Origin of the sequence: Streptomyces sp. NBC_01233, assembly GCF_035989305.1 — a bacterium.
GTDB lineage: Bacteria > Actinomycetota > Actinomycetes > Streptomycetales > Streptomycetaceae > Streptomyces.
Genome location: NZ_CP108514.1, coordinates 4,907,353 through 4,926,206, shown reverse-complemented (window position 1 = coordinate 4,926,206; position 18,854 = coordinate 4,907,353). Strand labels below are relative to the sequence as shown.

19 protein-coding genes and 1 pseudogene are annotated in these 18,854 nt (G+C 70.6%); 5 read left to right on the top strand and 15 right to left on the bottom strand.

All coding sequences use genetic code 11. The features are described from left to right. Positions 1-107 precede the first annotated feature (107 nt). The 5 genes from OG332_RS23295 to OG332_RS23275 form a co-directional block, all read right to left on the bottom strand. Positions 108-1,418 (bottom strand): hypothetical protein, encoded by a 1,311-nt coding sequence (locus OG332_RS23295; protein ID WP_327415285.1) that lies wholly within the window; start codon positions 1,416-1,418, stop codon positions 108-110. Then, positions 1,415-2,104, bottom strand: coding sequence for a zinc finger domain-containing protein (locus OG332_RS23290; RefSeq protein ID WP_327415284.1), 690 nt, complete (start codon positions 2,102-2,104; stop codon positions 1,415-1,417). The genes OG332_RS23295 and OG332_RS23290 overlap by 4 nt, the downstream gene beginning before the upstream one ends. Positions 2,105-2,113: 9 nt before the next feature. Beyond that, positions 2,114-2,956 carry a helix-turn-helix domain-containing protein gene (locus tag OG332_RS23285; RefSeq protein ID WP_327415283.1) on the bottom strand — a complete coding sequence of 281 codons (843 nt, stop codon included), beginning with the start codon at positions 2,954-2,956 and terminating at the stop codon, positions 2,114-2,116. A 412-nt stretch (positions 2,957-3,368) separates the two neighbouring features. Continuing rightward, a complete protein-coding gene (locus tag OG332_RS23280) occupies positions 3,369-3,566 on the bottom strand; it encodes a hypothetical protein (RefSeq protein ID WP_327415282.1) in 198 nt (65 codons plus the stop codon). A 175-nt stretch (positions 3,567-3,741) separates the two neighbouring features. Continuing rightward, a complete protein-coding gene (locus tag OG332_RS23275) occupies positions 3,742-5,190 on the bottom strand; it encodes a recombinase family protein (protein ID WP_327415281.1) in 1,449 nt (482 codons plus the stop codon). A gap of 23 nt (positions 5,191-5,213) precedes the next feature. On the opposite strand from OG332_RS23275, the pseudogene OG332_RS23270 reads away from it, so the two are divergent. Then, a pseudogene (locus OG332_RS23270) lies at positions 5,214-5,651 on the top strand (aminotransferase class I/II-fold pyridoxal phosphate-dependent enzyme); the annotation flags it as partial. Positions 5,652-5,724: 73 nt separating this feature from the next. On the opposite strand, the gene OG332_RS23265 reads toward OG332_RS23270, so the two are convergent. Together OG332_RS23265 and OG332_RS23260 are read right to left on the bottom strand one after the other, a co-directional pair. Then, entirely contained in the window at positions 5,725-6,075 is a 351-nt protein-coding gene (locus tag OG332_RS23265) for a hypothetical protein (protein ID WP_327415280.1), read from the bottom strand. Next, entirely contained in the window at positions 6,072-6,557 is a 486-nt protein-coding gene (locus OG332_RS23260) for a prevent-host-death family protein (protein ID WP_266499082.1), read from the bottom strand. The genes OG332_RS23265 and OG332_RS23260 overlap by 4 nt, the downstream gene beginning before the upstream one ends. 325 nt (positions 6,558-6,882) lie before the next feature. Between OG332_RS23260 and OG332_RS23255 the strand changes: the two genes are divergently transcribed. Beyond that, on the top strand, positions 6,883-8,073 hold the full coding sequence (locus tag OG332_RS23255) for a hypothetical protein (protein WP_327415279.1): 1,191 nt from the start codon (positions 6,883-6,885) through the stop codon (positions 8,071-8,073). Here the strand turns inward: OG332_RS23255 and OG332_RS23250 are convergent, their stop codons facing one another. Both OG332_RS23250 and clpB read right to left on the bottom strand, forming a co-directional pair. Then, positions 8,074-8,619 carry a YbjN domain-containing protein gene (locus tag OG332_RS23250; RefSeq protein ID WP_327415278.1) on the bottom strand — a complete coding sequence of 182 codons (546 nt, stop codon included), beginning with the start codon at positions 8,617-8,619 and terminating at the stop codon, positions 8,074-8,076. 111 nt (positions 8,620-8,730) lie between these two features. Beyond that, complete coding sequence (clpB, locus tag OG332_RS23245) at positions 8,731-11,316, bottom strand: ATP-dependent chaperone ClpB (RefSeq protein WP_327415277.1); 2,586 nt, start codon at positions 11,314-11,316, stop codon at positions 8,731-8,733. Positions 11,317-11,436: 120 nt separating this feature from the next. Between clpB and OG332_RS23240 the strand changes: the two genes are divergently transcribed. Beyond that, positions 11,437-11,850, top strand: a complete 414-nt coding sequence (locus OG332_RS23240) for a pyridoxamine 5'-phosphate oxidase family protein (RefSeq protein ID WP_327415276.1) — start codon at positions 11,437-11,439, stop codon at positions 11,848-11,850. Between the two features lie 134 nt (positions 11,851-11,984). Here the strand turns inward: OG332_RS23240 and OG332_RS23235 are convergent, their stop codons facing one another. Then, positions 11,985-12,266, bottom strand: coding sequence for a (2Fe-2S)-binding protein (locus tag OG332_RS23235; RefSeq protein ID WP_327419349.1), 282 nt, complete (start codon positions 12,264-12,266; stop codon positions 11,985-11,987). A 29-nt stretch (positions 12,267-12,295) separates the two neighbouring features. After that, on the bottom strand, positions 12,296-12,556 hold the full coding sequence (locus OG332_RS23230) for a hypothetical protein (protein WP_327415275.1): 261 nt from the start codon (positions 12,554-12,556) through the stop codon (positions 12,296-12,298). Between the two features lie 102 nt (positions 12,557-12,658). Between OG332_RS23230 and OG332_RS23225 the strand changes: the two genes are divergently transcribed. Next, a complete protein-coding gene (locus OG332_RS23225) occupies positions 12,659-13,705 on the top strand; it encodes a helix-turn-helix transcriptional regulator (protein ID WP_327415274.1) in 1,047 nt (348 codons plus the stop codon). A gap of 88 nt (positions 13,706-13,793) precedes the next feature. Here OG332_RS23225 and OG332_RS23220 read toward each other — a convergent pair whose 3' ends face one another. The 4 genes from OG332_RS23220 to dnaK are packed head-to-tail and all read right to left on the bottom strand — an operon-like array spanning position 13,794 to position 18,006. Then, positions 13,794-14,264: a heat shock protein transcriptional repressor HspR gene (locus OG332_RS23220; RefSeq protein WP_319725175.1), complete on the bottom strand. Its 471-nt coding sequence runs from the start codon at positions 14,262-14,264 to the stop codon at positions 13,794-13,796. A gap of 8 nt (positions 14,265-14,272) precedes the next feature. After that, positions 14,273-15,457: a molecular chaperone DnaJ gene (dnaJ, locus tag OG332_RS23215; protein ID WP_327415273.1), complete on the bottom strand. Its 1,185-nt coding sequence runs from the start codon at positions 15,455-15,457 to the stop codon at positions 14,273-14,275. Positions 15,458-15,496: 39 nt separating this feature from the next. Then, the gene (gene grpE / locus OG332_RS23210) at positions 15,497-16,159 is read right to left on the bottom strand and encodes a nucleotide exchange factor GrpE (protein WP_327415272.1); all 663 of its coding nucleotides are present in this window, start codon (positions 16,157-16,159) and stop codon (positions 15,497-15,499) included. Then, positions 16,159-18,006 carry a molecular chaperone DnaK gene (gene dnaK / locus OG332_RS23205; protein ID WP_327415271.1) on the bottom strand — a complete coding sequence of 616 codons (1,848 nt, stop codon included), beginning with the start codon at positions 18,004-18,006 and terminating at the stop codon, positions 16,159-16,161. The genes grpE and dnaK overlap by 1 nt, the downstream gene beginning before the upstream one ends. A 274-nt stretch (positions 18,007-18,280) precedes the next feature. Between dnaK and OG332_RS23200 the strand changes: the two genes are divergently transcribed. Continuing rightward, positions 18,281-18,817: a sugar transferase gene (locus OG332_RS23200; protein ID WP_327415270.1), complete on the top strand. Its 537-nt coding sequence runs from the start codon at positions 18,281-18,283 to the stop codon at positions 18,815-18,817. Positions 18,818-18,854 lie beyond the last annotated feature (37 nt).

The window sequence follows — 18,854 nt, the reverse complement described above, 5'->3', positions numbered from 1 at the left end:
TGTTCCTGCTGCTTGTCGGTGGGCGCGGGGGTGAGGTTCTCGTACATCAGGGACCTTTCTCATGGTGCGTGGGTGATGAGAGGTGCGGGCAGCCGACGTGGGCTCTCTCAGTGGGGATGGTTGGCGCGAGCGGTCTTCAGCTCGGCCTTGACGGCGCGGGTGACCTCGGCAGCGCGGTCGCTGGCGATGCTGTGACCGTCGGCGCGCACCGCGTCTTCCAGACGGTCGCGTGAGAGGCGCCCGGTCTCCTGATGGACGCGATGGGCGTAGGCGACGAGGACGTCCCACGGCAGTTCGGGCTTCCGTCCCTGCTGCTTCGGCTTCGTGGCCTTGCCCGGATCAGCTCCGGGTCCGCCGCCCGCTTCCGGTTCCGGGCTGGCGGGTGCGGGGGCGGGCTGTTGCGGGCGCTCCGCACTCGGGCCGGGACGGCTGCCTGGTTCCGGGCGAATGGATTCCGGGCGGGCTGCCCGGTGAGCGTCCTCGTCGCCCGAATCGGATGCGGGCAGCTCGCCCGTCACCTTCGCCCGCTTCGGAGAGCCTCCACGCGGACGCCTCTGCCCGGAACCGCCGGCGGTGTTCGAGGCCGGGGGGAGCCAGCGCGGGGGCAGCGTGATGGAGGCGAGGTCGAGAGCCTGCTTGCGGGTGGCGAGCTTGCGCAGCAGCAACTCGTCCTGGAGTTGATCCCCGTCGACGTCTGCCCGCTCCAGCGCCTCGTGCAGGCGTTGGGACAGGCGTCGGCCCCGCCGCGTGCCACGTTGCCCGTCGGTCATCGCTTCGGAGCGGAGGATCAGAGTGACGGCGTCGCTCAGGGCGCGCTCGCGGATGAGCCGGGCAGCGTCCGCGTCCTGGTCGGCGATGCTCAGCCGGGCCAGCAGCCGTTCTCGCGTCTGCCGGACGAGGACGGCGGTCAGACCGCGCGAGGCGGCCTGGGGTGTGCGGTGACGCAGCTCGATGCCCATGGCCAGGTGCCACAGCATCGCCGCCATGACCGGGCCTATGAAGGCGCGCACAGTGCCGCCGACGAGCCCGAACTCGGCGTAGGCGGGGATGATCTGCACTCCGGTGATCACCCACACCAGGACGCCGGGCACGCCCGGCGCGCGTGCGGGCCCGTTGAGGTTCTGGCGCGCCATCAGCGCGGTGGCGAACAGGGCCAGCTCGGCGGTGGCGAACATGAAGGCGCGCTCGACGGTGCTACCCATGTCCAGGTAGTCGGCGGCGAAGCGCCAACTCGTGTCCGCGCTGTACGCGGTGCAGCCGACCGCTGCCAGGGCCGCGACCTTGACTGCGGGAGTGCCGGGCCCCCTGCCACCCGTACGGGTCCAGCTTCGCCGGATGAACCATCCGGCCAGCAGCGTGGCGGCGAGCAACGGCGTGCCGATCGCCAGCAGGGACGAGGGTTCGAGGGGGAAGGTCATGCAGCTCCCTGTCGGGTGAGTTCCGCGGCGGCGAGGTCGAGGCGCGTCGGGTGGGGCGTGGGGCGGGGCGCGTTGCCTCGGGCTCGGCCGTCGGGGCCCACCCGTCGGCTTCGGCAGGGTTCGCCCTCGCGGGCGTGGCACCACTGGCACCGGACGCTCAAGGCGTCGGGCTGCCCCGCTGCGACGGCGGCCTCGCGTGCGGCACGGGCCGGACGGTAGGGGGCCAGCGCGGTGCTGATGGTCGGCGGGACGCATGACCCGATGGCGCGCAGGCGGTCCTCTACGCCGAGGTGCGGGCCGCCGCTGGTGAGCTGTCGGTGCGTCGAGGGCGCGGCCGTTCCGATGGCCACGGCCTGCCGGGTGCCGAGCAGCTCGGCCCGCCACGCGGCAGGGTCGTCCGGGTCGGCGGTTGGCGTGGGGTCGGTGTGCCGGTCGAGTCGATCGCGGCGGTACATGCGCCATTTACGTGCGACGTCCACGGGGAGGATCGAGTAGGGCGTGTCGAGGACGTGTGCCCGTATCGCGTCGCGGACGTCCCAGCCGTGGTCGGTGGCGAAGGGTACGTCGTGGAGCAGTTCGTGCCACTGGGCGAGCTGGTCGCGGGCCTCGCCTGGGTCGGTACGGATCGTGCGGGAGTCCAGGCGGCCGATGTAAGCGAGGACAGCGGCGACTTCGCGTCGTTCCAAGGGGGTGGGTTACTCCATTCCTGTCGGTTCGTCGAGGGCCGCGAGGAGGGCGGCGGTGTGCGCTTCGGCGCGGGTCATGCCGCCCGCGAGTGGGGCGGCGGCGCCGGGCAGGGCTCGCAGGTGCGGCCGTTCCGGGGTGGGGGTGCGTTCCCGGGCGATCCATGCGCGCCAGTCGGCACCCCACGCGGCGGCGGGGCGGGGCCCCCACGTCGCCCGGTAGGAGCGCCACTTCTCGTCGGCCGCCCGCAGGCCGTGCTCGCCGACTCGGGCGAGGTGCCCTTGGTGCCGCAGCCAGACACGGGTGGCGTCGTCGATCTCCCACTGGGCGGCGGTGATGAGGGAGGCAGAGCTGCTGCTCTTACCGTTCTCCTTCGGTTCACTACCGTTCTGGGGGTCGGAATCCGTGCTCCCAGAGGGCCGGAAACCGGTCCCCCCGGGGGTCGGAATCTGGTCCTCGGGGCCGTTGTCCGGTCCCCCTTCGAAGGCGTCGGCAGGGTCGGATTCCGGGCCACCGAGGGTCGGAATCCGATCCCCCTGAGGGGTCGGGTTCCAGTCCCCCTCGGCAGCTTGGTCGGTGAGGCAGGAGGCGGCCATCGGGAGGTGGTAGTACGTCTCTCCGCGCGGCCCCTTGCGGCCCACGAGCTGCGTCAGCTCCCCGCTGGCGATCAGATTCGTGAGGGCGTCGCGCACGGCCGTACGGGAGGCGTTCGCGCGCTTCATGAGTGTGGGCACGGATGCGTACGCGATGCAGCGGCGATCGAGGCACCGGTCGGCGATCAGGGCGAGGACCATGCGGGCGGTGCCCTTGCTGCTGCTGTGGTCCCACACCCATTCGCGGGCGTCGTAGCTCATCGGGTGGCGGCTCCTTCATCAGGGCAGGCGGGTGCGACGGGCCCTCTTCGGGCGGTGCACAGAGTGGGAGTGGGGCGCGGTCCCCGATGCCGGACGTGTCGGTGAGGGCCGCGAGGGCGCGGGGCGATTAGGCCCGGCCACGGGTGATTCCTTGGCCCGGGGCGCGCTGGGGTTTCTGTTCGCGCAGGTCAGCGCTCCGGGCGGAACACCAAGACAGCCACACCCGCGCGCGAAGATCCAGCATTCGACCGAGAAACCACACAGCTCACGGCGAACGCGTCCTTGACGGCGTATCCGAAGCCGCCAGCCGGTGCGCTGATGCCGGTTGATGGCGACTACAGGACCGCCCTGAGAGCTGGTGCCGGCCGTCCTCGGACCCGCCGACGGGGCGCGACCGTTCCTCCGGCTCCGGTCAGGCCGCCTGGACGTAGGTCGCGGTGGAGAGCAAGTCCGCGAGCCGCGCGGCGCTCTGTGGGCTGATCGTCGTCGTGAACCCCGCGCATACGCGCTGGAGAGCGGCAGCCCTGGCCGCCTTCTGATAGTGGCCGTGCGCTCCCTCAGGGGTGCTGACGGGCTGGATGGCGGCGGGTGCCGGCTGGTGTTGGGGCATGGACGTCCTCAGGGCGGCTTTCGGTCGGCGGCCCGCCTGCGCGGCGAGCGTCGGCGGGGTGGCTGGGGACGTCCATGGTCCGGAGAATCCCCGGTTTCCCTAACCGGGGATCGTCGGCTATGTTGCGCCCTGCATCGCCCCGGCCAGCAGGTCGGATTCCACCGACGCCGACCCCCTACAGCGGGTTCTGCTCGATGCCGATCCGGTCCCAGTCCATGTACCGGCCGAACTTCTTCGGCTGGTCGATGACGATCCCGGAGAAGAGGAACCGCAGCACCGCGTTGCGCCGCTCGTCCGTCATGTCCTCGGCGTCCCAGGCGGCCCGCGCGCCCGCGCCCGTGAGGCCGTCCAGGAGCACCATCGGGCGGACGACGACCTTGCGTTGGGCCTTGGCGATGCGGTCGGTGATCTCCTTGCGCATCTTGCGGTACTCCGCCGTGGAGATCTCCTTCGCGGTCCACATCTGGTTCAGCTCGTCGAGCTGCCGCTGGTCGTCCTCCAGCTCCTCGGCCACGCTCTCGGAGAGGTTGCTGCTGGCGAGCCGACCGTCCACCCGCAGCTTGCCGAGCAGCTCGACCGCCGCGTCCACGACGAAGTCCTCCAGCGTCTGGGCGGTGATCGACCGCGTGCACTTCTTGTCATCGTTCCGACCCCGGCGGTTGCACTGGTAGACCGGCCCGGTCCCCTTGGGGTTGCCGGACATCAGCGTCCCGCACCGTCCGCACATGACCAGCCCGCGCAGCAGGTAGTAGCGCTGTGCGGGCTTGCTGAGCGCCTCCCGGTGCACCGCCGACCGGTACTCGCGCCGCGTCCGCACCTCCGCCCACACGCCCGCGTCGATGATCGCGGGCCACGTGCCGGGGCCGATCTCCTCGCCCTGGTGCATGCGGATTCCGGCGACGTGCCGGGAGTCGAGCAGTGCGCGGACAGTGCCGCCCGTCCATGCCTTGCCGGAGGCCGTGTGGATGCCCCGGCTGTGCAGGTCCTTCGCGATCGGCGCCGGACCCTCCCCCTTCAGGTAGCGGTCGAACACCTCCCGGACGATCTCGGCCTCATCCTCGACGATCGTCATGCCGTCCTTGGCGTAGCCGAACCGCCGCACACCTCCCTGCGGCTTGCCCTCCCGCGCCCGGTCCTGCATCGCGGACTTCAGCCGCCGTGAGGTGTCGTCCGAGGAGCGGCAGGCGTGCGCGACCTCGATGCGAAGGATGAAGCGGTCGTCGGGGTCAGAGAGGTCCCGCCGGTTCGCCTCGCCGTGGAGCGTGATGGCGTGGTCGTCGGAGACCTGGAGCAGCTCCTCCAGGTCCCTGGGCTGCCTCATGAGCCGGTCGGGGTGGTAGGCGATGATGTGCCGGAAGGTGTGGTTCCGTGCGTCCTCCAGCAGCCGGTCCCAGCCGGGCCGCTTCCGCTTGCGACTCCAGGCCGAGCGGCTGTTGTCCACGAAGACGTGGGTGGGACCGATGACGAGGCCACGCCGCTCGGCGATCTCCCGGCAGATGCGCTCCTGGCGGTCGACGCCCGTCTGGTCGTCGTCGTCAGCCTGGGATATGCGGCAGTAGACCGCCGCCGGCTCACCGGCGACGTTGGTGCTGGGGTTGCCCCTGGTGGGCTTGTTGCGCGACACGCGAATGAGTGTACGAACGAGGAGTCGGCTGGGTCACCGCGCCGCCGGAGCTGGTCACGGCGGTCCGCTCGGCGAAGCAGTTCCTCACCTACGTCTCCTCGGGCCCCTTCCAGTACGCGATCGCCGAGGCCCTCGCCCTCCCCGACACGTACTACGACGCCTTCCGCGCCGACCTGGCCGCCAAGCGCGACATCCTCGCCGACGGCCTCGCGGCGGCCGGCTTCGAGGTCTTCCGCCCGCAGGGCACGTACTTCATCACCACCGACATCACCCCCCTCGGCGAGAAGGACGGCCTCGCCTTCTGCCGCGCCCTCCCCGAACGCTGCGGCGTGGTCGCCATCCCGAACCAGGTGTTCTACGACGACAAGTCCGCCGGCGCCGCCCAGGTCCGCTGGGCCTTCTGCAAGCGAACGGCTGTATTGCAGGAGGCGGTGGACCGCCTCGGTCGGCTGGCTCGCTGAGAGCGGCCAGGTGGACGTGTGGGCACAGGGCCCGGCATTTCAGCCGGGCCCCGTCCCGCACGGGAACGACGAGCTACTCGGTGTCCTTGGGGTGCTGAGTGGACGCGTAGACCAGAATGACGGTCGCCGTTTCCGGGCTGACCAGGTAGCGCACGCGGCCGCCGCTCGTGACCTCGAACTCCCACTGCTCCAGGGCGGATCCCTTCCATTCCTTCGTGGCGAGTTTTCCGCGGAGCTGATGCTGGCGATTCCAGTTGTCACGCGACAGCGGGTCGGTGCGCAGCGCTTCCAGGCATCGGTGGGCACTGGGCAGCGCCGCGCGGCGCAGTTCCTCCCAACCCGTCACCGCCTCCGTGGTCCCGAAGAGCACATTCCACCCGCTCAGGGGTGGGACGCTGACACGATCGCCCTTCTTCGGGCTCACCCGCTCACCTCGACCGAACCCAGGTCATCCCCGTCGAGCGGACGCAGCGCTTCCTTGAGCTGATCCGGATCAGAGTTGATGCGAGCCGTCGCCCGCCAGGAAACGAGCGCGCGGTGCACGGCTTCCCTGGCACCCAGTTCTGCCGCATCGGAAAGCGCTTCCAGAAGTTCCACGGTGAACGCGCGCATCTCTTCGTCGTCCAGATGCCGCACCCACGGGAAGACTTCCGGCAGCGCCAGCAGTAGCGACCGGGCTCCGTCATCGTGCTTCATGAGCGCGAGGAAGAGCCGAGACGCCGTCGTGAGGTTCTCCTCGGTGCGCTCCGCGTGCACGGCAGTCGTCAGCACCATGTCGGGTGCGTCCCGATGAGTGACGCGCAGAGCGCCGAGGGCGGCAGCCCGGGCAGCTACGGCCTTCGGGTTTCTCGACAGATCCGTGAACGAAACCGACTCGGGCTCGGCTCCCAGGTAAGCAAGGCTCATACTCAGACTGTACTCAGATTGCGTTCTGAGCGCCAGGGGTGCATGGGCGCTCCGTGCTCATATCTTGCCCTTCTGCAAGCGCGAGGACGTCCTGCGGGAGGCCGCCTCCCGGCTGCGCCGCCTCTGACCGCCGCGCGGGCCCCGGCCCGCCCCCGACCCTCCCGCGACCCGGCCCGCGACCCCGCCGCAACCGGCGTCCGGCGTCGGCCACCAGGCGTGCTTGCGGGGTGGCCGAGGCCGGTGTGAAGCTGTCGCCCGCACAAGCGCCCGAAGCCCTCACCCCCCTCGGTGAGCGGACCTCACCGAGAGACGGAAGTCGGGATTCATGGCAACGGGCAGAGCGACCGTGTCCGCGTCGCCCCTGGAGATGCGCGCGGTCCGGGCCGTACGGTCGGCCGCGCCGACGACGGTGATAGCGCTCGGCGTGTTCGCGGCCGTGCGCGGGGCCGGGGTGCTGGTGCTCGCCCTCGGGTCCTGGTGGGCCGGACGGGATCCGCTGCGGGTGTTCGGCCGGTCCTGGGACTCGGACTGGTACCTCCGGATAGCGGCCGACGGTTACGGGCGCACCCTGATGTGGCCCGACGCCGTCACCGGCACCGGGCCCGTCCAGAGCGACCAGGCCTTCTTCCCGCTCTACCCCGCGCTGATACGGGCCGTCTCCGGCATCCTGCCCGGCGGGCCCGTCCCCGCCGCGCTCCTCGTCGCCTGGACCGCCGCAGCCGTCGCCGCCGTCGGGATCTACCGGGTCGGGGAGCGGGTCATCGGGCCGCGCGCCGGGCTGCTGCTCGTGGGGCTGTGGGCGGCCCTGCCGCACTCCGTGGTCCTCACCCTCGCCTACACCGAGCCGCTCCTGGCCGCCTTCGCCGCCTGGGCGCTCCACGCCCTGCTGGGCGGCCGCTGGCTGTGGGCCGCGGGCCTCGCCGTGCTCGCCGGGCTGACCCGGCCCACCGGGCTCGCCGTCGCGGCCGCCGTGTCGGCCATGGCCCTGCACGCGATCCTCGTCCGCAGATCCCGGGCGCCCGAGGTGTGGGTGGCCGGGCTGGTGGCGCCGGCGGGCTGGGCGGCGTACGTCCTGGCCGTCGGGGTGAAGGTGCGCGACCCCTTCGGCGGCTACTTCGCCGTGCAGCGCAGCTGGGGCTCCCGCTTCGACTTCGGCGCCGGGGCGCTGCGCTCGGCGGAGCGGGTCCTGACCGGCGGGCACGTGCCCTTCGCGACCACCGTGACGGTGGTCCTGCTGGCTGCGGCCGGGCTGCTGGCGGTGCTGCTGGTTCTGGACCGCACCCCGCTCGCGCTGCTCGCGTACACGGCGGTCCTGCTGGTGATGGCCTTCGGCGGGGCCGGCTTCTTCGAGTCCAAGCCGCGGTTCCTGCTGCCGGCCTTCCCGCTGCTCCTGCCGCTGGCGGCCGTCATGGCGCGAGCCCGGCCCCGCACCGCGGTCGTGGTGACCGCGGTGGTGGCCGGGCTCGGTTACGGCTACGGGCTGTACCTGCTTCTGGTGGCCCGGGTACCGCTCTAGTCAGTTCGTGCCGTCGCCGTCGCCGTCGCTCTCGCCGTCGGTGGAGTCGATGTCGTTCTCCAGGCCGAGCTGCTCGACGAGCCACTTGTCGAATTCGATGGACGCGCGGACCCAGCTGACCGTGGAGGACACGAAGTGCTCCAGGTTGACGCCGGTGCCGATCAGCATCTGCGCCTCACCGATCAGGCGGACCGAGCCGTCGTCGTGCGTGTGGCTGTAGACCTTCGGCCACAGGGTGCGGCGGTTCCAGTCGTCGATCGACTCGAGAAGCTGCGGCTTCTCTTCGATCTTGTGCGGACGGTCGTAGAAGGTCCGCACCGAGAAAACCTGCTGCTCGTCCTCGCCGCGGAACATGAAGTACGTGCGGAACTCCTCCCACGGCGCCGCGAGGTCACCCTCGTCGTCGACGACGTACTTGAGCTCCATCTGCTCCAGCAGCTGCTTGACCAGATCCTGGTCGGGGACGACGGGGCCCGCCGGTCCTGTGGCCTGCGGATCGGGCTGCTGCCCTCCGAAGTTCGGAATCGAGGCCGGGTCGATGCTCACCGTGTTTTTCCCTTCGTGCGGATACATGCATCCTCCCCCATCCCGCCCACCCCGTGTCCAGCCCCGCAGCGCCGATCCGCTGCGGGCGGACACGGGGTCCGCCCGGCCGGGTCAGAGCGCCTTGCCGACCAGCAGGTCCTCGCCCGCCACGTCGACCCGTACGGTGTCGCCGTCGCGGACCTCGCCCGAGAGGATCTCCTTGGCCAGCCGGTCGCCGATCGCGGTCTGGATCAGGCGGCGCAGCGGCCGGGCGCCGTACGCCGGGTCGTTGCCCTTGACCGCCAGCCAGGCCAGGGCCTCGGGCGTGACGTCCAGGGTGAGGCGCCGGTCGGCCATGCGCTTGGCCAGGCGGCCGATCTGGAGCTCTGCGATGTGCGCGAGCTCGTCGCCGGTCAGGGCGGAGAAGACCACCAGGTCGTCCAGGCGGTTCAGGAACTCCGGCTTGAAGGAGCTCCGGACCACGTCCAGGACCTGCTGCTTCTTCTGTTCCGCGGGGGTGGTGGGGTCCATCAGGAACTGGCTGCCCAGGTTCGAGGTCAGGATCAGGATGGTGTTGCGGAAGTCCACGGTCCGGCCCTGGCCGTCCGTGAGGCGGCCATCGTCCAGGACCTGGAGCAGGATGTCGAAGACCTCGGGGTGGGCCTTCTCCACCTCGTCCAGGAGCACCACGCTGTAGGGGCGGCGGCGCACGGCTTCCGTGAGCTGGCCGCCCTCCTCGTAGCCGACGTAGCCGGGCGGGGCGCCGACGAGGCGGGCCACGCTGTGCTTCTCGCCGTATTCCGACATGTCGATGCGGATCATGGCCCGCTCGTCGTCGAAGAGGAAGTCGGCGAGGGCCTTGGCCAGCTCCGTCTTGCCCACGCCCGTCGGGCCGAGGAAGAGGAAGGAGCCGGTCGGGCGGTCGGGGTCGGCGATGCCGGCGCGGGTGCGGCGCACGGCGTCCGAGACGGCCCGTACGGCCTCGCCCTGGCCGATCAGGCGGCGGCCCAGCCCGTCCTCCATGCGCAGCAGCTTCTGGGTCTCGCCCTCCAGCAGGCGGCCCGCCGGGATGCCCGTCCAGGCGCCCACCACGTCCGCGATGTCGTCGGGGCCGACCTCGTCCTTGACCATCGTCCCCTTGGACGCCTCGGCCTCGGCCTCGGTGGCCTCCGCCAGCTCGCGCTCCAGGGTCGGGATCTCCCCGTAGAGCAGCTTGGAGGCGGTGTCGAAGTCTCCGTCGCGCTGGGCGCGCTCGGCCTGGCCGCGCAGGTCGTCCACGCGCTCCTTGAGCGCGCCGACGCGGTTGAGGGACTGCTTCTCCTTCTCCCAGCGGGCGGTCAGGCCCCGCAGGTCCTCCTCCTTGTCGGCGAGGTCCTTGCGGATCTTCTCCAGGCGCTCCAGCGAGGCCGGGTCGGACTCGTTCTTCAGCGCCAGCTCCTCCATGCGCAGCCGGTCCACGGAGCGCTGGAGCTCGTCGATCTCCAGGGGGGAGGAGTCGATCTCCATGCGCAGCCGGGACGCCGCCTCGTCGACGAGGTCGATGGCCTTGTCGGGGAGGAAGCGGGAGGTGATGTAGCGGTCGGAGAGGGTCGCGGCGGCGACGAGGGCGCTGTCGTTGATGACGACCTTGTGGTGGGCCTCGTAGCGGCCCTTGAGCCCGCGCAGGATGGCGATGGTGTCCTCGACGGACGGCTCGGCGACCAGCACCTGCTGGAAGCGCCGCTCCAGCGCCGGGTCCTTCTCGATGCGCTCGCGGTACTCGTCGAGGGTGGTCGCGCCGACCATCCGCAGTTCGCCGCGGGCCAGCATCGGCTTGAGCATGTTGCCCGCGTCCATGGCGGAGTCGCCGCCGGCGCCCGCGCCGACGACCGTGTGCAGCTCGTCGATGAAGGTGATGATCTGCCCGTCGCTGGACTTGATCTCCGCGAGTACGGTCTTCAGGCGCTCCTCGAACTCGCCGCGGTACTTGGCTCCGGCGACCATCGCGCCGAGGTCCAGGGAGACCAGGCGCTTGTTCTTCAGGGACTCGGGGACGTCGCCCTTGACGATGCGCTGGGCCAGGCCCTCGACGACGGCCGTCTTGCCGACGCCGGGCTCGCCGATGAGCACCGGGTTGTTCTTCGTGCGGCGCGAGAGCACCTGCACGACGCGGCGGATCTCGTGGTCGCGGCCGATGACCGGATCGAGCTTGCCCTCGCGCGCGGCCGCCGTGAAGTCGGTGCCGAACTTCTCCAGGGCCTTGTACTGACCCTCGGGGTCGGGGGTGGTCACCCGCCGTCCTCCTCGTGCGTTCTCGAAGGCGGCCAGCAGCTTCTTCGCGCTCGCGCCCTGGGCGGAAAGGACCTCACCCGCCGCGCCGCCCTTGGCGGCGATGGCGATGAGCAGGTGTTCGGTGGAGAGGTACTCGTCGCCGAGCTTGCCCGCCCGGGCGTCGGCCTCGGCGAGTACGGCCAGCAGGTCGCGGGTGGGCTGCGGGGGCGCGACCGTGGACCCGGTGACGCTGGGCAGGGCGGCCAGCAGCCGCTCCGCACCGGCCCGCACCTCGGCCTGGTCGGCATCGGTGGCGGCCAGCAGGTCGGTGACGTTCTCGTTGTCCTCGCCGGCGAGGAGGGCCAGCAGCAGGTGCGTGGGGGTCAGGTCGGCATGGCCGTCCTTGACGGCCCTGCCGGTGGCCGCGTTCAGCGCGTCCCGGCTCTTGTTGGTCAGCTCGGCGTCCACTGCGTCTTCTCCTCTCCCCGAGGGGTAATTCCGACGAATCTGACAGAGTCAACCTATGCAAAGTTGAGTCTATTCCACTCAAGGCAAGTGAGGACACCACCGGCCCGTACCCTTCGGCCCATGTCCCATGACGTACTCAACCCGACGACCGAGTACCTCGCCTTCTGGCGGGAGCGGCACGTCTGCACGCTGACCACCCCGCGCCCCGACGGCACGCCGCACGTGGTGCCGGTGGGCGTGACGTACGACCCGGAGGCCGGGCTGGCGCGGGTGATCAGCAACAAGCACAGCAAGAAGGTGCGCAACGTCCTCGCGGCGCAGGCGGAGCCGGCGGGCGGGGCACGGGTCGCGGTCTGCCAGATGGAGGGGCGCCGCTGGGCCACCCTCGAAGGGCGCGCGGTGATCCGTACGGACGAGGCGTCGGTCGCCGACGCCGTGGCGCGCTACGCGCAGCGGTACGGCCGGACGCCGTCGCCCAATCCCGACCGCGTGGTCATCGAGATCACCCTGGACCGGGCCATGGGGCGCGCGTGAGCCGTTGATTCTTCATCTTGTCCGGTTCAGGCACTGGACGCGGGCATCACAACGGCGCCATCGTGGTCAGGTCCACGATGGCGCCGTTGTGTGGGGGTAGCGCCTGAGCGATCTGCAACGACGGGGGAATCGCTTCAGGCACTGCGGGGGGTGGCGGTGGTGAGATCGGGTTCGAAGAGCTGGTGGTCGCGCTGATCGAGATTGACGAAGACCATTCCGTAGCGCACCTCGCAGCGGACGGGCTGCGGCGCGCCGCGCGGGCGGCGCAGGCACCGGTAGGCACGTACGTCCTCGTCCTCCTCGCGCACGACCACGATCGGTTGGCCGAACAGGGTGACCATCAACGAATCGCCAGCGTGGGGGATGGCCGTGGCGAGATCGATGAACTGCCATCCCGAGCGGTAGGCGGATGCCATCTCGCGGCGGAAACCGCGATCGTCGGGGGTCACGCGGACACCGTCACAGGAGCCTCGGTCCAGCCCGTATCGCCACCCTCTCCGCCCAGCCGGCCGCTGGTCCAGCCGGTGTCGGCGTACTTACCCACGGGAGCCGTGGTCCAGCCGGTGTCGAACTCCGTGCTCGTCAGGCTGGTGCCCTGACCGCCCCTAGCGCTCCCCGCGTCACTTTCGACGGCGCTGACTGCCCCAAAAACCGCAACGGCGGAGAAACCTATGGCAAGCACCGAGCGAAGCATTCTCTTGAACATGGTCGGCTTCGTCCTCACTTGATGGAATCCTCTCCCCCGTGTGTCAGACGATGGCTCATTCAGGCACGTCAATGCCACAGGGACGATGCATCATGTTCTTGCATGTTCAGGACCCTGGGGGGTGGAGATTTGACGCGAAACGAGACAATGGCGACACATCCCCACCCCGTGACGTCCATGTGTACCGAGGGAACGCGGCTCTACGCGACCGCACTGAGCACCGGCCGGATAGCCCGGGGCGAGATCCAGAACGCCCCCTGCCTGCTTGAATTCGCTCTTCTGCAGCCCGACCCGGATGACGCGAACCAACTGCGTCCGGTTCCCCCGTCCGTCGCTTTGGCTCAACGGCTCCATCCGATTGAACGTGAGATCCAAGACCGCCGGCGCAGCGCTGTAGATCTCACCGACACTTTCGAGCCTTTCCTGGCCATCAGCGCGCAGAGCCCGGCCAACACCCACGCCATCACCGTGCTGGAGGGCTTCGAGCGGATCAACGCCGCCCTCAACCTCGCGACCGCCGAATGCCACACCGAGGTGCTGACGGTACAGCCGGGCGGGGCCCGGCCCTCCGAGGCCCTCACCCAGGCCCTGGAGCGCGACCAGCCGCTGATCGACCGCGGGGTCAGCATACGGACCCTCTACCAGCACACCGCGCGGCACAGCCAGGGCACGCTCGCCTACGTGGACCGCATCTCCACGGGGAAGGTGGAGATCCGCACGCTCGAAGAGCTGATAGAGCGCCTCATCATCTTCGACCGCACGGTCGCCTTCATCCCGGTGAGCGACGACCGCCGGGTCGCGCTGGAACTGCGCCACCCCGGCCTCGTCGACTACCTCATCAAGGTGTTCGAGCAGCTGTGGCACCGCGCCGTGCCCCTCCAGGAGGAAGTGACCTACCGGAGGACCCCCGGCGGGATCTCCGGCGTGCAGCGGACCATCGCGCAGCTCCTCATCGAGGGTCACGTCGACGAGGCCATAGCCCGCCGCCTCGGCATGAACGTCCGCACCTGCCGGGCCCACATCGCCAAACTCGCCACGACCCTCGGCAGCGGCAGCCGCGCCCAGCTCGGCTACCTCATCGCCCAGTCGGGCATCCTGAGCCGTCCCTCCGCCCCTGACCGGAACTGCGACGGGGACCTGGGCCCATGACCCCGACGAGGACCGGGAAGGCCTCTAGAAAGCCGTCAGGCCCCGCCCTGGAGGGGCGGAGCCTGAACCTGCGCAAGAGGGACCGGGGTCAGTCCATCGGCCGCTTGGGGCTGGGCCGCCAGACGACCAGGGCACTGCCCGGCTGCGGGGGCTGGTACTTGACCAGGTCGCGCCGGTACGAGGCGTGCACCTGGGCCTCGCGGGCCTGGAGCGTGGCGGCCGCGCCGTCCACCGCCGCGGAGAGCTCGGCCACGCGCTGCTGGAGCGCGGCGACCTGGTTCTCCAGTTCGATGATCCGCTTGATGCCCGCCAGATTGATGCCCTCGTCCTGGGACAGCGCCTGCACCGTGCGGAGCAGTTCGATGTCGCGGGCCGAGTAGCGCCGGCCGCGGCCGGCCGTACGGTCCGGGGAGACCAGGCCGAGACGGTCGTACTGGCGCAGGGTCTGCGGATGCAGACCCGAGAGCTGGGCGGCCACCGAGATCACGTAGACCGGGGTCTCGTCGGTGAGTTGGTAGCCCCCGCCCAAGCGGGAGGACTGTCGTCGGCGGCCGTCCATGCTCATGCTCATGCTCCCTTCGCGGACTCGAACAGCGCGGAGCGGGGGTCCTCGGACTCCGTCGCCTCGCGGTACATCTCCAGCGCCTCACGGGCCTTGTCCGACAGCTCGGTCGGAACCGCGACCTCCACCGTCACCAGCAGGTCGCCACGGGTGCCGTCCTTGCGGACCGCCCCCTTGCCACGCGCCCGCATGGTCCGTCCGTTGGGGGTGCCCGGCGGCAGCTTCAGCGTCACCGAGGGGCCGTTCAAGGTCGGGACCCTGACGTCGGCACCCAGCGCCGCCTCCGCGAAGGTCACCGGCACGGTCACCGTCAGATTGTCGTCCTTACGGCCGAACACCGGGTGCGAATCGACGTGCACGACCACGTAGAGGTCACCGGCGGGACCGCCGCGCTCGCCCGGCGCGCCCTTGCCGCGCAGCCGGATCCGCTGGCCGTTGGAGACGCCCGCCGGGATCCGGACCTGCATGGTGCGCGAGGAACGGGCCCGGCCGCTGCCCTTGCAGACGTCGCAGGGGGTCTCCGCGATCAGGCCGCGGCCCTTGCAGTCCGCGCAGGGGTCGGTCAGCGAGAAGCCGCCGCCGCTGCCCCGCGAGACCTGGCCGGTGCCGACGCAGGTCGGGCACACGCGGGGCGTGCCGTTCTTGTCGCCGGTGCCCGAACAGGCCTTGCAGGGTGCCTGGGAGGACATCCGGAGCGGGACCGTGGCCCCGTCCACCGCCTCCGTGAAGGAGAGGGTGACCTCCGACTCGATGTCCTGGCCGCGGCGCGGCTGGGTACGGGTGCCCGCACCCGGGCCGGCGCCGCGGTTGAAGAGGCCGCCGAAGACGTCGCCCAGGCCGCCGCCGAAGCCGCCGGCCTGGCCGGCGCCCTGCTGCTGGCCCCCGAAGAGGTCGCCGAGGTCGAAGTTGAACGAGCCGCCGCCCCCGCCCGGCCCGGGGCGGAAGCCACCGTTGCCGAACAGGGCGCGCGCCTCGTCGTACTCCTTGCGCTTCTTGGCGTCCCCGAGGATGTCGTTCGCCTCGGAGATCTCCTTGAAGCGCTCCTCGGCGGAGGCGTCGCCCTTGTTGGCGTCCGGGTGGAACTCGCGCGCGAGCTTCCGGTACGCCTTCTTGATCTCGGCCTCGGTGGCGTCCTTCGGGACACCGAGGACCTTGTAGTAGTCCTTCTCGACGAAGTCCTTCGTGCTCATCCCCGGTGTCCCTCCTCTCGTGCCTCTACGTGTGGTGCATCAGCCCTCGTCGGGGGCATCCGCGTCCAAGCCTTCCGGCGCTTCGCCCTCCGCGACCGCCGCGTCGGAACCGGAGGACTTGGGGGCCGCGCCCGGCTGGGGCTCGGCCACCGCGACCCGCGCGGGACGGATCGTACGCTCGCCGATCCGGTACCCCGGCTGCAGGATCGCCACGCAGGTGTCCTCGGTGATGTCCGGCGCATACGAGTGCATCAGGGCCTCGTGGATCGTCGGGTCGAAGGGCTCGCCCTCCTTGCCGAACTGCTGCAGCCCCATCTTGGCGGCCACCGTCTCGAGCGATTCGGCCACCGACTTGAAGCCGCCGACCAGCTCGCCATGCTCCCGCGCCCGGCCGATGTCGTCCAGGGTCGGGAGGAGCTCCGTCAGGAGGGACGCGACCGCGATCTCCTTGACGGTGATCCGGTCCCGCTCCACCCGGCGGCGGTAGTTCTGGTACTCCGCCTGCAGCCGCTGGAGGTCCGCGGTGCGCTCGGAGAGCGCCGTACGGGCCTGGTCCAGCTGCGCCAGCAGCGCTACGTCCTGTGCTGCGTCCCCGGCCGGGGACGCCTCGTCCTTGGCGGAGTCGGCGGCCTTCGGCTCGTCGGGCGTGCCGTCGGCGGGGACTTCGGGCTTCTCGTCGAAACCCGGGGTCTCCTCCGACATCAGGCAGCGCCGCCCTTCGGCTTCTCGTCGTCGACGATCTCGGCGTCGACGACGTCGTCATCGGCCTTGGCCTGACCCGCGTCACCAGCGGCGCCGGCGGCACCCTGGGCGGCCTGGGCGTCGGCGTAGATGGCCTGGCCGAGCTTCTGGCTGACCGCGGCGAGCTTCTCCGTCGCGGTGCGGATCTCGGCCGTGTCGTCGCCCTTGAGCGTCTCCTTCAGCTCGGAGACGGCGGCCTCGACCTCGGTCTTGACGTCGGCCGGGACCTTGTCCTCGTTGTCCTTGACGAACTTCTCCGTCTGGTAGACGAGGCTCTCGCCCTGGTTGCGGGACTCCGCGGCCTCCTTGCGGCGCAGGTCCTCGTCCGCGTACTGCTCCGCCTCCTGGCGCATGCGGTCGACCTCGTCCTTGCCGAGCGAAGAGCCGCCGGTGACGGTCATCTTCTGCTCCTTGCCCGTGCCGAGGTCCTTCGCGGTCACGTGCATGATGCCGTTCGCGTCGATGTCGAAGGAGACCTCGATCTGCGGGACGCCACGCGGGGCCGGGGGCAGGCCGGTCAGCTCGAACATGCCGAGCTTCTTGTTGTACGCCGCGATCTCGCGCTCGCCCTGGTAGACCTGGATCTGCACGGACGGCTGGTTGTCCTCGGCCGTCGTGAAGATCTCCGACCGCTTGGTCGGGATCGTGGTGTTGCGCTCGATCAGCTTGGTCATGATGCCGCCCTTGGTCTCGATGCCCAGGGACAGCGGGGTCACGTCGAGGAGCAGGACGTCCTTGACCTCACCCTTGAGCACACCGGCCTGGAGGGTGGCGCCGATGGCGACGACCTCGTCCGGGTTGACGCCCTTGTTGGCGTCCTGACCGCCGGTGAGCTCCTTGACGAGCTCGGCGACGGCCGGCATGCGGGTGGAGCCGCCGACCAGGACCACGTGGTCGATCTCGGACAGCGCGATGCCGGCGTCCTTGATGACGTTGTGGAACGGGGTCTTGCAGCGGTCGAGCAGGTCCGCGGTCAGCTGCTGGAACTGGGAGCGCGTGAGCTTCTCGTCCAGGTGCAGCGGGCCCTCGGCGGAAGCCGTGATGTAGGGCAGGTTGATCGAGGTCTCCGTGGAGGAGGACAGCTCGATCTTCGCCTTCTCGGCCGCCTCGCGCAGACGCTGGAGCGCCATCTTGTCCTTGGACAGGTCGACGCCGTGGCCGTTGGCGAACTGCTTCACGAGGTACTCGACGACGCGCTGGTCCCAGTCGTCGCCACCGAGGTGGTTGTCACCGTTGGTGGCCTTGACCTCGACGACACCGTCGCCGATCTCCAGGAGCGACACGTCGAAGGTGCCGCCACCGAGGTCGAAGACGAGAATGGTCTGGTCGTCCTTGTCGAGACCGTAGGCCAGGGCGGCGGCGGTCGGCTCGTTGACGATGCGCAGGACGTTCAGGCCCGCGATCTCACCGGCCTCCTTGGTCGCCTGACGCTCGGAGTCGTTGAAGTAGGCCGGGACGGTGATGACCGCGTCCGTGACCTTCTCGCCCAGGTACGCCTCGGCGTCGCGCTTCAGCTTCTGCAGGATGAAGGCGCTCATCTGCTGCGGGTTGAAGTCCTTGCCATCCAGGTTGATCTTCCAGTCAGTGCCCATGTGGCGCTTGACGGAGCGGATGGTCCGGTCCACGTTCGTGACCGCCTGGCGCTTGGCCACCTCGCCGACGAGGACCTCACCGTTCTTGGCGAAGGCGACGACGGACGGCGTGGTCCTGGCGCCCTCGGCGTTGGTGATGACGGTGGGCTCGCCGCCTTCCAGAACGCTGACGACGGAGTTAGTGGTGCCCAGGTCGATGCCGACCGCACGTGCCATTTCAATTCCTCCAGCTGACTTGAGTGGAACAGACTCAACCATGCCGTATCGCCGCGCCGGCGTCAACAGAGCTGAGTCGAGTCGACTCAACCTTTAGCTGCCGCTTACGCGCAACCCTGGGTCCGGGGCCATTCCTCGGCCCAGCCGGGCCCCGCCGGCGCTTGAGGCGCGGGGCCTGGGGACAGGGCCCCCGGCAGCGGACCCGGGGGCCGAACGGGTCACCGCGGCCGCGCGCCACCGCAAGACCGCCGGAGGCATACGGCAGCGTGCTGACATGCCCCTGCTGCTGCCCCTCCCCGCCCTGCGAGGGCTCCGGCCGGCCCGGCCACCGGCCAAGCGGGTGGTGGACCTGCTCGGGGCGGCGATCCTGCTCACGGCACTCGGCCTGCCGCTCGCCGCCGTCACCGCGCTGCTGTACGCGACCCAGGGCGGCCGCCCCTTCGTACGGGAGCCCGCCGCCGGCCTGGCCGGGAGGCCGTTCCGCACGTGGCGGCTCCGCACCGCCGACACGGGCCGGCTCGGCGCGGCCCTGGACCGCTGCGCCCTCGACGGACTCCCCCAGCTGGTCAACGTGCTCCGCGGCGAGATGTCGCTGGTCGGGCCGCGCCCGGAAGCCCGTACGGACCGCCCCGACCGACTGCTCGTACGCCCCGGAATGACCGGCTTGTGGCAGGTGAGCGCGCGCTCGGACCTCCCCTGGGAGGAGATGCCCCTTCTGGACCGGCATTATGTGGAGAACCACTGGCTCGGGATGGACCTCGCGATCCTTGCGCAGACCCCGCGGGCGGCCTACAGACAAAGGCTCGCCTGAGCGACACAGATCACCGCACGCTCGGCTACATTGCGGC